This window comes from Nocardia sp. CA-120079, from assembly GCF_050955745.1.
Classification (GTDB): Bacteria; Actinomycetota; Actinomycetes; order Mycobacteriales; family Mycobacteriaceae; genus Nocardia.
In genome coordinates, this window is record NZ_CP192088.1 from 5,739,945 (window position 1) to 5,751,891 (window position 11,947).

13 protein-coding genes and 1 pseudogene are annotated in these 11,947 nt (G+C 65.0%); 3 read left to right on the forward strand and 11 right to left on the reverse strand.

Annotated features, from left to right (window positions below; all coding sequences use genetic code 11):
- Positions 1 to 2: 2 nt before the first annotated feature.
- From ACQPYR_RS26455 to ACQPYR_RS26465, 3 genes are all read right to left on the reverse strand, one after another.
- Positions 3 to 74 (reverse strand): DUF6924 domain-containing protein, encoded by a 72-nt coding sequence (locus tag ACQPYR_RS26455; protein WP_433635249.1) that lies wholly within the window; start codon positions 72 to 74, stop codon positions 3 to 5.
- Between the two features lie 242 nt (positions 75 to 316).
- Positions 317 to 682: a hypothetical protein gene (locus ACQPYR_RS26460; RefSeq protein WP_433621641.1), complete on the reverse strand. Its 366-nt coding sequence runs from the start codon at positions 680 to 682 to the stop codon at positions 317 to 319.
- Positions 683 to 789: 107 nt separating this feature from the next.
- Positions 790 to 1,374 carry an NAD-dependent epimerase/dehydratase family protein gene (locus tag ACQPYR_RS26465; RefSeq protein WP_433621642.1) on the reverse strand — a complete coding sequence of 195 codons (585 nt, stop codon included), beginning with the start codon at positions 1,372 to 1,374 and terminating at the stop codon, positions 790 to 792.
- A gap of 97 nt (positions 1,375 to 1,471) precedes the next feature.
- Between ACQPYR_RS26465 and ACQPYR_RS26470 the strand changes: the two genes are divergently transcribed.
- A complete protein-coding gene (locus ACQPYR_RS26470) occupies positions 1,472 to 1,966 on the forward strand; it encodes a phosphoribosyltransferase (protein WP_433621643.1) in 495 nt (164 codons plus the stop codon).
- Between the two features lie 25 nt (positions 1,967 to 1,991).
- Here ACQPYR_RS26470 and ACQPYR_RS26475 read toward each other — a convergent pair whose 3' ends face one another.
- Positions 1,992 to 2,531, reverse strand: coding sequence for a MarR family winged helix-turn-helix transcriptional regulator (locus tag ACQPYR_RS26475; RefSeq protein ID WP_433621644.1), 540 nt, complete (start codon positions 2,529 to 2,531; stop codon positions 1,992 to 1,994).
- Between the two features lie 370 nt (positions 2,532 to 2,901).
- Positions 2,902 to 4,173 carry a wax ester/triacylglycerol synthase domain-containing protein gene (locus tag ACQPYR_RS26480; protein WP_433621645.1) on the reverse strand — a complete coding sequence of 424 codons (1,272 nt, stop codon included), beginning with the start codon at positions 4,171 to 4,173 and terminating at the stop codon, positions 2,902 to 2,904.
- 691 nt (positions 4,174 to 4,864) lie between these two features.
- Between ACQPYR_RS26480 and ACQPYR_RS26485 the strand changes: the two genes are divergently transcribed.
- A complete protein-coding gene (locus tag ACQPYR_RS26485; RefSeq protein ID WP_433621646.1) occupies positions 4,865 to 6,061 on the forward strand; it encodes a cytochrome P450 in 1,197 nt (398 codons plus the stop codon).
- Positions 6,062 to 6,098: 37 nt separating this feature from the next.
- Here ACQPYR_RS26485 and ACQPYR_RS26490 read toward each other — a convergent pair whose 3' ends face one another.
- The 6 genes and pseudogenes from ACQPYR_RS26490 to ACQPYR_RS26515 form a co-directional block, all read right to left on the reverse strand.
- Positions 6,099 to 6,500: a hypothetical protein gene (locus tag ACQPYR_RS26490; protein ID WP_433621647.1), complete on the reverse strand. Its 402-nt coding sequence runs from the start codon at positions 6,498 to 6,500 to the stop codon at positions 6,099 to 6,101.
- 4 nt (positions 6,501 to 6,504) lie between these two features.
- Entirely contained in the window at positions 6,505 to 7,158 is a 654-nt protein-coding gene (locus tag ACQPYR_RS26495; RefSeq protein WP_433621648.1) for a hypothetical protein, read from the reverse strand.
- A gap of 186 nt (positions 7,159 to 7,344) precedes the next feature.
- Positions 7,345 to 7,620, reverse strand: a pseudogene (locus ACQPYR_RS26500) (polyphosphate kinase 2); the annotation flags it as partial.
- Between the two features lie 13 nt (positions 7,621 to 7,633).
- A complete protein-coding gene (locus ACQPYR_RS26505) occupies positions 7,634 to 7,966 on the reverse strand; it encodes a hypothetical protein (RefSeq protein ID WP_433621649.1) in 333 nt (110 codons plus the stop codon).
- A gap of 261 nt (positions 7,967 to 8,227) precedes the next feature.
- Positions 8,228 to 9,499, reverse strand: coding sequence for a glycosyltransferase family 87 protein (locus ACQPYR_RS26510; RefSeq protein WP_433621650.1), 1,272 nt, complete (start codon positions 9,497 to 9,499; stop codon positions 8,228 to 8,230).
- Between the two features lie 391 nt (positions 9,500 to 9,890).
- Positions 9,891 to 11,030, reverse strand: coding sequence for an acyl-CoA dehydrogenase family protein (locus tag ACQPYR_RS26515; RefSeq protein WP_433621651.1), 1,140 nt, complete (start codon positions 11,028 to 11,030; stop codon positions 9,891 to 9,893).
- A 96-nt stretch (positions 11,031 to 11,126) separates the two neighbouring features.
- Here ACQPYR_RS26515 and ACQPYR_RS26520 point away from each other — a divergent pair, with 96 nt between their 5' ends.
- Positions 11,127 to 11,711 (forward strand): TetR/AcrR family transcriptional regulator, encoded by a 585-nt coding sequence (locus tag ACQPYR_RS26520; RefSeq protein WP_433621652.1) that lies wholly within the window; start codon positions 11,127 to 11,129, stop codon positions 11,709 to 11,711.
- Positions 11,712 to 11,947: the final 236 nt, after the last annotated feature.

The window sequence follows — 11,947 nt, forward strand, 5'->3', positions numbered from 1 at the left end:
CATCAGAAGCCGCGGAACACCCCATCCGCGTCGACACTGGCGGAGAAGTCCTCGAAGTCCATGTTCGACCGCACGAGCGGGAAGCCTACTCACTCTCCGGAGACCGGCCGCGCGGCCGTGCGAATAGCGACATCTCCCGATAGCGGCCGAGGTCTCCGGTCAAGAATTCGGCACCTGCCACGGCCACCGCTAGGGCCTGCTCCTGCTCGTGAGATCTGCACTGCTGGAGGCAAACTACGGAGCTGCCAACCAGGAGAACACCACGCACTGTGACGATGCCGTCACGGCCGCGCTCCAGGCCATGGGTCGAAATCGGTTATGCGCAGCGGAATTGGAAAGCAGCGACGGGTGTCGTGCCGGGTGCCACATCGATCTGAACGTAGGCGATGCTCGCCAGCTCGCAACCGGAGGGCACGGAGGTGACCTGCGCCTGGTAGCAGCCGTGCGGGAAGGTCTGCGTCACGGTTCCATCGCCGCCGGTCGTCAAGGTGGCCAGCACCGGACCGGCGGCGCACGTGGTGATGCCGACTCCGACACCTGTCACCGGCAGTTGATCGGTGCCGGTGGTCGCCTGCACCTTCAGCGAACCATCGTCCGCTGGCTGCGCACCGGCCGCGCCAGCGGGCAGCATCGCCACCAGTGCGGCACCGAGTACGGACGTGACGAGCAGCATGTTGCGCAAGCGGGTCTCCTTCGGTGGAGGTGAGCTGATCCGGGCGATCGCCCCTGCCACCGTATTCCAAACCGACCGGCACGGCCACGACCCGAAGCAGCCAGTCGCGCCCAGGATCAGGCGGGATCCGCGATGACCACCACACCACTCGGCGCGTCGACCAGCGAAACCGTCCGCGCGGCAGCATCATCCACGTGCACGCGCGGATGATCGGGCAGCTCGGATTCGTAGTACGTACCCGGTCCGTAGAATTGGCCGTACTTGACGACCACGCCGCCGATGTCGAGCACCGCGGCCTCATGCTCCTGGATGACGGCACCGCGGCCAGCCGGCGGCTCCCACGCAATGCTCTGGGCGACAAAGCGTTTCGCGCCCGCAGCCTGCGCGGCGGCGATCAGATTGCGAGTGCCCTCGGAACGGATGCGCGCATTCGCACCGGCGAGTTCCGGGAGCAGCGCGGCATCGTCGGGGAGATCGGTGAGCTGATGCATCACCAGATCGGGCCGGAAAGCGACGACCGCCGCGGTGAGCGCGTCGAGGTCGTACACATCGCAGACCACCGGTTCCGCGCCGGCGGACCGCACCTGGTCGACCTTGGCCGCAGACCGGGTCATCCCCGCAACCTCGTGTCCGGCCTCGATCAGCAAGGGCAACAACCGGGTTCCGATAACGCCGGTCGCACCGGCCAGATAGATCCGCACCCGACCCAGCCTAATTCCCGGACAGAGAGTGGGGAACGCCGTCGCGTAGCTGGTCGTATGCTCTATGCCCAGCGGTATCGAGGGAGATGGAGGATCCATGGCGGATCGGGAAGTGCTGACCTGGGAATTATTCGGGACGGCGAGTCGCGAGCTCTCCACCGAAATCGCCAAGGACGGGTTCGAACCGGATCTGATCCTCTCGATCGCACGCGGCGGCCTGTTCGTCGCCGGAGCGCTCGGTTACGCACTGGACGTGAAGAACCTGCACGTGATGAATGTCGAGTTCTATACCGGCATCGATCAGCGCCTCGATCTCCCGGTCATGCTGCCGCCGGTCCCACAGGCGGTCGATCTGGCCGGTGCGACGGTCCTGATCGCCGACGATGTGGCCGATACCGGCGCCACCCTCAAACTCGTGCGCGACTTCTGCATCGACCATGTCGCCGAGGTGCGCTGCGCGGTCGTGTACCAGAAGCCGCATTCCGAGGTCGATTGTGAATACGTCTGGCGGCGCACCGACCGCTGGATCAACTTCCCCTGGTCCACCGAACCGCCCGTCGTCGATCGGCAGACCCGAGTGCTCGACGCCTGAGCCACCCGACTCGGCGACCCGGTTCTTATCGGCCAGAACGCTCGGCGACGGCGGCGTCGAGGCGGGCGCCGAGCGCGTTGACCTGGTCGCGCAGCCGGATGAGATGCTCGATCGGATAGCCGACCTCCGCCATGACCGCCTCGATCATCTGCCGGGCCTGCGGTTGCAGTGCGCGTCCGGCTTCGGTCGCACGCAGTTCGACAGCGCGGCGGTCGCCGGCACGCCGGACGCTCTCGACCAGACCATGTGCCTGGAGTCGCTGGATGAGCGGTGACACCGTGCCGTAGTCCAGCTGCAGTTGTTCGCCGAGTTCCTTCATGGTCATCGCAGGCCGTGCCCATAAAGCCAGCAGGGCCAGATACTGCGGGTAGGTAACACCCATCGCCTCGAGAAACGGCCGATATGCCGCGGTCATCGAGCGGGATGTGGAGTACAGAGCAAAACACAGCTGTGATGCGAGCGAGAGCAGGTCGGCATCGGTTCCCCCGACGGTTGCGCAAGCACCATCGGACCCCGCGGCCGCTCCGACACGCACCACTGGTGTGGGATGCGCTTCTTCGGGCATTAGGACACTGTATCCCAGCGAATTCGCTCCATAAGTTGTGCTGTTACGGGGTAACGGCACGGGAAGCGAACGGTGGCGATGACACCCGATTTTCTGATACCTGTTCTACCGGGCAAGGCTGAGAGGAGCACCGGGACCGTCCGGTCACCGAACTGTCCGCGCGACCCAGTGCCGCAGCCGCAGTGGCGGTGCGGCAGCCGCCGGGTCGACGTCAACGGCCGGGTCTTGGTGCAGGATTGCGAGACGGCGTCGGGCGGGGATCGACGGTGCCGACTTTCGCCGAGTATGTGCCGCTGGTGTATGCGGCCATGCCCGCGACCCCCACGCGGGACTGCCCCGCATGCCGTTGGCCTATGGCGCAGACCCTGGCCTAGGACCGACTCAGCGTGGCCGCGTTGCTCTGCCATGAGAGCAGCGTCTGTTCCCACTTGCGGTGTATTTGGTCGAGGCCGGAGAATCCGGCGTTCGTTCTGAAGCATGCCGTGGCGCTGTCTCCATTGACAAGGAGGAGCACGCTCAGCGGAATTCCTCCGAGACTGGTCGTGATCGGATCGATCGCGGTGACGGGATCGCCGTGCAGCGCGAGGGGATGACGCAATACGACATTCGACAGCGAGGCCGGAGCACGTCGTGGATTCGAGAGAGCGGAAAGTGTTGTGCGCATGAGCCATGCGGGCGTGGCGTCGAAGTTGCTGCGAAACGCTGCCCGGACAATTGGTGATTTCAACGGCGGGGTGGCGCGGATGGTGCTGGTCAGCCGTTGGTCGAAGGGGAGCAGCGCTCCCGGCAGTCTCAGGTAGGCGGTGGCTGTCCTGTTACCCGCCAGGGCGATCTCATCCGGGCGGCGGACGTTGGCCGGCACCAGTAACGGTATGTCGGGCAAGTCGGCGTTGCCGCGAATCTCGCTCTGCCAGTGAGTGAGCACGTGGGCGAGCGATGCGATATATACATCATTGCGAGTGCCGCCGAAAGCGCGGGCGACGGAGGTGAGCGTGCTGGTGGGCACGCGGCCCCACGCGAATCCGATCTCATCTGTGGCCCGACACCCCGGCAGGTCCCAGGCACCCAGACTCCGAAGGCTCTGCAGACCCATTGCGGCGCACTGCACTCGCGTGCGGGCCGACGTGCGCGGGTATTGAGCGAAACCGTGATATGCCGCCGAGGATTCGCTCTCGGGGATACCAGGTGCGAATAGCGACTCCAGTGTTCGAAGCGTTCCCGCGGCGTCTTGTACGCTATGGTGCACCAGGTACAGCAGGGCGTACCGATCCGGCGAGTAACCGCGCAGCAACCACATCCGCCAGTGCGGCGCGTCCTCCGGCAGCGGAGTCCTCGCCAACGCGGCAACGACCTGCTCCAGATCTTCCTGAGGGGGAACAACACGCTCGACGACATGGCTGGTCAGGTCCACTTCGTCGGCCACCGTCCAATGCCGGGCGCCCGGGGTCATCCACGCAGCCAACGCCGGCAGAGCGGCCAGCCGGGTAGCGATGTAGTCCCGGATGTCACCGAGATGCGGCGGTTGTCCATCCAAGTGCAGAACTGCACCGATATTCAGCTGAGTTTCGGGAGAGCCTAAAACGCGCATCGCCCGATCCATTGCTGTAGTGGGCATGTCGACGGTGTTCCGGAGTGCGCTCATCGTGCAGTTTCCTTCAATTGTGCGGCTTCGGCGGCATCGCCTCGTCAGCGGAAGTTTTCCATGAAAGTCAGTGAGACTGTAAGGCAGGACAGTTGTATTTCGTTGTGTGGTAGCCGGTTTCGTTGGTATCAGGTCTGTCGGGCGTGGGTTTGGTGGTGTTGTCGCCATTGTGCGGCAGCGAGTGCGTGGGTGAGGGTGCGGGCTGGGTGGAGCACTACCGCCAGGAGACGGCGGATTTCGGCGACTGTGATCGAGCCCAGCCCGCGTGGGCTTTTTGCGAGCCCTCGACCATATCGGAAGCCATCCGCACCGTTGCGGTGATCGATCGACTACCACGCTCGCGGAATGGCTTGCTACTGCACCGGAGAAAGACATCAGCGGCTCACCCAGCCACGACGGGCCAGGTCGTAGGCGGCGAGAAAGCACGCCATCGCGACGGTCAGGCCTGCACTAACCGGGTTCGACGCGCGATACTTCGAATCGACTGCCGCCGATGCGGCGCGGAAGGATTGGCACGAAATACCCTTGGACAGTAGGCTTCTCGCAGTAGCAGTGGTTGTTCGGCGGCCGAGGGCAGGGATGCGCGGATGACCGCGTCCCCCAGAACACGCGAAAATCTGGAGTTCCATTCTTGAGTACCACACAGTCCCGACCGGACACCCCGACCTGTCCAGTCGTCCACGGCTCGCCGATGACTACCGAAGGTCCGAGGGTGTCGCTGTACTCGTCGGAATTCGCCGCGGATCCGCAACGTGTTTACGACGAAATGCGAAGACAATATGGCTCTTTGGCTCCGGTTGAGCTGGCGCCGGGCGTGCCGGCCACGTTGGTGGTCGGGTATGACACCGCGCTGCGGATCCTCAACGATCCCGAGCACTTCCCTGTCGATCCGCGCACCTGGCAGCAGAACATCCCGGCCGACTGCCCCGTCCTGCCGCTTATGGAGTGGCGTCCCACCGGGAGTCGAAGCGACGGAGCGGCCCTCCAGCGCTACCGGCAGGCAATCACCACGAGTATCAACGCGGTAGATCTGTACGCTCTCGATGCCACCGTGGAGAAGATCGCCATCCCGCTGGTCAACACCTTTTGCCAGGCCGGTACAGCCGATCTGATCAGTCAGTACGCGTTGCCGCTCGCATTCGCGGTCACCGATGCTCTGCTGGGCTGCCCGCCGGAGATCGGACAGCGGGTCGCCGCAGGCATGGCCGCGATGTTCGAGGGGATCGATGCCGAGGACGGCAACAAGATGATCGTCGAGGCGCTGCTGGAACTGCTGGCCCTCAAACGGACCCATCCTGGCAACGACATCACCTCGCTACTACTGCGGCATCCGGCCGAACTCGATGAACTGGAGATGATCCACCAACTGAACAGCGTCTACGGCGCCGGGATCGAACTGCAACAGAACCTGATCGGCAACACCCTGCTGCTGATCCTCACCGACGAACGCTTCGGCGGAAGTGTCGTCGGCGGGAACCTGTCCACCCGAGACGCCTTGGACGAAGTCTTGTTCAACAACCCGCCGCTGGCGAACCTCCTCACCACCTACCCCCGTCAGCCGATCCTCATCGACGACGTCTGGCTGCCCGCGCACCAGCCGATCCTCATCAGCATGGCCGGCTGCAACAACGACCCCAAGATCCGGACCGAGACTCACACAGGCAATCGCTCGCATCTGGCGTGGGGCATCGGCCCACACGCCTGCCCCGCGCAGTCGCTGGCCTACCTGCTCGCTCAAAACGCCATCGATCAGCTTCTCGATGCGCTGCCCGAGATCCAGTTGGCCATACCGGCCGACGCACCGGCCTGGCGGCCTGGCCCCTTCCACCGGTCCTTGGCGGCTCTACCGGTAACCTTTCCCCCCTCTGCTCCGTTGAACGAGTACTGAGAATCTCGCAATCTCCCGCGCGCGATAGAACGGAGATTCAGATGGGGTCGGGCTCGTGTGGCCCGTAGGTCAGTGGTTCGAATGCCGTGGTCTGTGGATCGGTCGGGGGCGGGGTGCTGCGACGGATCCACAGTCCGGCAAGGAACGCCACAGTGGTGATGATCGCGATGTGCACCGCCATCAAGACGAAGAAGGGCAGGACGAATCCCTCGTCGGTGACCGCGCCGCGGTCGGTCACACAGTAGAGGGTGTAGTTGACCGAGGTGCCCTCGGAGTCGTGGAAGGTGTCCGATACCACCACGGGTTCGTGGTAGGGGTCTGAACAGAACAGTGGCGCGGTGAGTTTCGCTTCACCGGGCCAGATCGATACGGGCACCACGGTGCTGAACATGCCGACGCCGACACCGGTCGACAATGCGGTGGTGAGCAGTCTCGCCATGGCCTCACACCTGCTGGATTCGAAGAAATGCGCCGGTGCGGTCGAACTCGGCGACCATATCCGTCCGCGGCGAGCTGACGTTCGCGACGATGCGGATCTCGCGGCTGAAGCGGCTCACGACGATCACGGTGACCTGGCCGTCGGCGAGTTCGCTGCGAGCCAGGGTGGTATCGACGATGTCCTCGATATGCGCGAGTCCCGGCACCTCACTGACCATGAAGCCCTCGCTGTCGATATCGTCGAACGCCGAAACCCGCACCGGCTGTGGCGCGCTCAGTGCACCGAGCGTGAACGAGTAGTCGTCGAGCCGACGGGAACCGTCCGGGTCGCGCACCCGCAATCGCACGACGGCCTGCCGTGCGGTGGGATCGGGCCACGCGGAGAAGAATCGAGTCACCTGGTCCGGCTGATCGGACAGCACCAGGCGGAACCGCATGGATTCCGGAGCGGTCAGCAGAATGACATTCGCCTGAAAATCAGTGGTTCCCAAGCGCTCTCGCACCACGGTAACCGCCGAATTCGTCAACCCGTTCACCAGTCCCCCGCCCCGCGCCCGCAAACTCTGTTCGAAGTCGCCGCGCTCGACCGCCCCGAAACAGCCGCCGGCGCTCAGTACGACCAAACACAGTGCGGCCCGTAGCCACCTCCGACGGCGCATACCGGAATGCTAAACGTTCATTGGTCGAATGCCACGTCGGTCTCGTTTGTCAGAGAATCGGGCAACAGCGGCAGGCGGGGATCTCGCGTCACAGCTTCAAGTGCTCATGCCCTCTGGATGGGGTTGCCGCGCATGGGAATTCAGCGGCCCGACGGCTGGGCGAGCGGCGTCCGTCGCGGGGTGAGAGCCGATGACGTCGCAAGCGCGCCCTACGAGGAATGGGTCGGCCGGGGTGACGATCTCGGGGTCCTTGTTGTCGTAGTCGAACAGACCGAGGACGTGGCGCATCGCGTTGAGGCGGGCGCGTTTCTTGTCGTTGCTCTTGACCACGATCCAGGGCGCGTAGTCGGTATCGGTGTGCTCGAAGTTCTGTTCCTTGGCGGCGGTGTAGTCGTCCCATTTGTCGAGCGAGGCCAGGTCCATCGGGGACAGCTTCCACTGGCGGACCGGGTCGACTTGGCGCGGCCCGCGCGTATCACCTGCGGCGTGGACCTTTCCTGGTCATGCGCAGACCCCATACCTCGAGGGTTGTCGCGATCGCCATGTATTGCAGGTAGGCGGCGATGACAAGCTCGGCGCCGTAGTCGTGCAGCCATCCCCGCAATGGCAGCAGCGCCGCCACACCGAGGCAGATCAGCAATGCACCCAGCACCAGTGCCGGGATCCGCAGGGGCGCGAGCTGCTCATCGAGGAGAACGTGGGCGGACCGCGCCGAACCTGCGGCGGACCGCGAGCCCGGCTGGGAGGTGGCGGGACCACCGGTACGGCGTGTCTCGAATAGGTTGGGTATTGACGCTGGATTAGCCATAGCGTTCTCCGGGCCGACACTGCGATCGACCGAGGTAGCGATTCGATATGGAAATGGCGCAACACGGGTGATCACCGTGATCGGCGACCGATCCGTCCTGTCATGCGGCGCGATTGCCGCTCCCCGACGTTTATGAAGGCTAACTACTAGCCAGCGATAGCGTGACAGTAATTGAACGTCGAAAAAAGACCCATTCCTTACCCGACTCCGTACATACGCGCGTGACCGAATCGTGACCTAGATCGCGGATATGGTCCTGAACTAGGGAAACAACTGTCCAGATGGCGGAATTCGCACCTGACCAGGAGGGCGCGCAGGCCCACTGACGTTACCGAACCGATATCCACTGGTAAGTGGGCCGAGCGGTGATCTCGGATGATCGAGACCGTTGCGGCACAGCCGGACGATTGACCACATAGTCGCGTACAGCAGCATGCCGTTGCGGACTGTCAGCACCACCACTCCCGGCCGGCTCCCGGTGGCTACCCGGTCGTAGAGGAAGGGGAATTCCACTTGGCTCATGAACGCGATCGCCAGCACCAGCGGCAGCACAGGCCGCTGTGTGCTGCGCGAGTCGAGCGCGCAGACCGACGCGACCGCCACTGCCCACACCAGGTACTGCGGGCTGAGTACCCGGCTGGTCACCAGGGCGAGCAGCACTGCGGCCAATACCAGATCCGTCGCTGGAGGCCGCGCACGCCACCAGATGACCAGCAACACCGCGCCGCCCACGAGCGTGGCCACCACGCACGCCGACGCCACCGCGGACACCACGGGCCCGGACAACTCGTCGGCCCCATAACGGTGCACGATGGTCCAGCGGTCGTTCAGCAGTCGAGCGATCAACAGTGGCGTGGCAGCCACGGATTCGATCTGCAATCCACGCTTCGACTGGAACTTCAGGAACGACCACGCCCCCGGACCCAACGCCGTCAATCCCACGATCGCGGCGATACCGACACCGGCCGCGCCCGCACTCATCCGCCGCAGCGTTCGCCAGCGCAAACCCAGCACAACCAGCACCGGCCAGACTTTCAACAGCACACCAGCGGCAGCGGCCGCGCCCGCCGCCGCTGGGCGGCGCGTCGCCCACAGCAGTGCCGCGACCACGGTCGCGGCCACGATCAAATCGAATCGGCCGTAGCAGACTCTGCCCAACAGCGCCACGCCCACCGCCCACACCCACGGCCCGGTCTGCGCTGTCTGCCAGCCGTCGCGCCGCGCGGCCCGGATCAACAAGCCGAGTACGCTCGCATCCGCGGCGGCGACCAGCGCGAAGAACAACCAGTTGTAACCGAGGCCGCCGCCGAGCAGTCGGGGTACGACGAGCAGTGCACCGGCCCCAGGCGGATACTGCCAGCGCTCGTCCGCCATCGGGAAAATGTTCTGGTACGCGATCTGCTCGGCCCATCCGCGATACAGCGTCAAGTCCGCGGCCGAGGCATCCCAAACGCTGTGTGGCAGCACCGTCACCCCGGTCAACGCCACCATCAGCGTCCGCGTAACCACCCACACCAACCACAATTTCGACACCGACGACAGCCTGCGCACAAGGCCGCAGCCTAACCATCGCGACCCTCATCCGACACCGGGCGCGAACATCGTCACGCACAGCCCAGCACGGATCGGTCCGGCGCTACCGCCGATACACGCTGCTGCGCGCTTGACGAGGACTTGATCGCACGCGCGGCCGTTCGAGCGAAACCGTCAGGCGCACAACCGGAATCACAACAGTCGGGCCACAAACCGTACGACTACGACCAGAATCGACAGAACTACGGCGGATATCGCTGATCCGGCGTTCACACGGCGGAGCCCGACTCGTCCTTGCTATCCACCCGCCCAAGTCCGGGGCTCGGCCGAGTCGGGCGGTCGGCTTGTATCGGCAGTCCCGACAGTTGGCGGCGGCGCGGAATCCGACCGGTCACTGCGCGAGGCTGCGTGCGATGACCAGTCGCTGAATCTGGTTGGTGCCCTCGAAGATCTGCGTGATCTTGGCTTCGCGCATATACCGCTCGACCCGGAAGTCGCGGGTGTAGCCGTAGCCACCGAATACCTGAACAGCGTCGGTGGTGACCTTCATAGCCGCATCGGTGGCGATCAGTTTGGCCACACTCGCCTGGCGTGAGTACGCCAGCCCCGCATCGCGTCGCCGCGCGGCATCGAGGTAGGTGGCGCGGGCCGAATCGACCGCGGCAGCCATATCGGCCAGCAGGAACCCCAGACCCTGGTGGTCGATGATCGGCTTGCCGAATGCCGTGCGCTCTTTGGCATAGGCGACGGCTTCGTCGAGCGCGGCCTGGGCCAGTCCGGTCGCGACCGCGGCAATGCCGAGTCGGCCGGAATCTAGTGCGCTCAAAGCGATTTGGAGACCCTGCCCCTCCGCACCGATCCGTCGCTCGACGGGCAGAAACGCGTCGTCGTAGTGCGCGGTCGTGGTGGGCACCGCATGCAGCCCCATCTTCTGCTCGGGCTTACCGAAAGTCAGGCCGGTGGTCTCACGGGCCACCAGGAAGCAGGAGATGCCGCGCGACCCTTCGCCCGTGCGCGCGAAAACGTTGTAGAAGTCGGCGATGCCGCCATGGGTGATCCAGGCCTTGGTGCCGTTGACGAGATATCCGCCGTCGACGGGAGCTGCCTTGCATGCCACCGCGGCGGCATCCGATCCGGCCTGCGGCTCGGACAGGCTGTACGCGCCGATCGTATTGCCGCCCAGCATCTCCGGCAGCCAGCGCTGCTTCTGCTCCTCGGTGCCGAAGGCCAGTAACGGATGACAGGACAGGCTGTGCACGCTGACCGCCACCGCGACGGCCGCCCACCGCGCGGCGATCTCCTCGAGGACCTGCAGGTACACCTCGTATGGCTGGCCACCGCCGCCCCATTCGACCGGGTACGGCAGGCTCAGCAACCCGGCCTCCCCCAGCGTGGCGAACACACCGCCGGGATAGGTCTCGGCCCGTTCGTGTTCGTCGACGATCGGTGTGAGGACTTTGTCGGCGATGTCGCGGGTGAGCTGGATCAATTCCCGGGCTTCGGTGGTGGGCAGCAGACGTTCGACGGCCACAAGACTCCTCGCCTACAAATAACAGTACTGAATTACCGATCACAGTACTGTGCGCAGCCCAGTACTGCAAGCGCCTCACCAGTACTATTCGCTGATATGGAGCAGCTCGCACGCGCAGGATTCGCCACCCGACGGCGTACCGAACTCTTCGACGCGCTGGTCGACCTGTTTCTGACCGAGGGATTCGGGCATCTGACCCTCGACGAGATCGCCGCGCGGCTGCGCTGCTCCAAATCGACCCTCTACACCCTCGCGGGCAGTAAGGAACAGCTGGTCCGGGCCGCCACCGTGCACTTCTTCCGCCGCGCCACCGACGATGTGGAGACCGGCATCGCGCCGATCACCGATGCCCGTGAGCGCATCACCGCCTACCTGTCCGCGGTCGGTACCGCCCTGGCCGCCGCCTCCGACCGGTTCATGGCCGACTTGAGCGGTTTCGCGCCCGCGCGGGAGATCTACGAGAAGAACACCAGGATCGCCGCCCGACGGGTCCGCGAACTCATCGATGAAGGCGTCGCGGCGGGCGAATTCCGTGACGTCCACGCCGCCTTCGCCGCCGATATGGCCGCGACCATGATGGTCCGCATCCAGCAGGGTGGAGTGCGCGAGCACACCGGACTAGACGATGCCGATGCCTACCGCGAGTTGGCCGCCATCCTCACCGCGGGCATCAGCGCCTAGCCTCACCCAGGGCTGCCACAGCCGCTCCACCGACGCCACCACTCGCTCGATACTTCGAAAGACGAGGGCGCACAAGGGATGCGGATCTGCGCGACTACCACCCGAACTGTTTGCCGCCCTCGACGAGGTGACCGCCCTCGCCAGTACGGCCGTCGGCATAGCCGCACTGCGCCGGTGCTCAATGATGAGCTGGAACTCGCGCCTCGGCCCGGAGCGCGCCGCCGGTGTGATGTGGC

What these genes read in the sequence shown, in the direction of transcription:
- ACQPYR_RS26470 (WP_433621643.1), top strand. Translation starts at nt 1,472, where the DNA reads ATGGCGGATCGGGAAGTGCTGACCTGGGAATTATTCGGGACGGCGAGT.
- ACQPYR_RS26475 (WP_433621644.1), bottom strand. Translation starts at nt 2,531, where the DNA reads ATGCCCGAAGAAGCGCATCCCACACCAGTGGTGCGTGTCGGAGCGGCC.
- ACQPYR_RS26480 (WP_433621645.1), bottom strand. Translation starts at nt 4,173, where the DNA reads ATGAGCGCACTCCGGAACACCGTCGACATGCCCACTACAGCAATGGAT.
- ACQPYR_RS26485 (WP_433621646.1), top strand. Translation starts at nt 4,865, where the DNA reads ATGACTACCGAAGGTCCGAGGGTGTCGCTGTACTCGTCGGAATTCGCC.
- ACQPYR_RS26490 (WP_433621647.1), bottom strand. Translation starts at nt 6,500, where the DNA reads ATGGCGAGACTGCTCACCACCGCATTGTCGACCGGTGTCGGCGTCGGC.
- ACQPYR_RS26495 (WP_433621648.1), bottom strand. Translation starts at nt 7,158, where the DNA reads ATGCGCCGTCGGAGGTGGCTACGGGCCGCACTGTGTTTGGTCGTACTG.
- ACQPYR_RS26505 (WP_433621649.1), bottom strand. Translation starts at nt 7,966, where the DNA reads ATGGCTAATCCAGCGTCAATACCCAACCTATTCGAGACACGCCGTACC.
- ACQPYR_RS26520 (WP_433621652.1), top strand. Translation starts at nt 11,127, where the DNA reads ATGGAGCAGCTCGCACGCGCAGGATTCGCCACCCGACGGCGTACCGAA.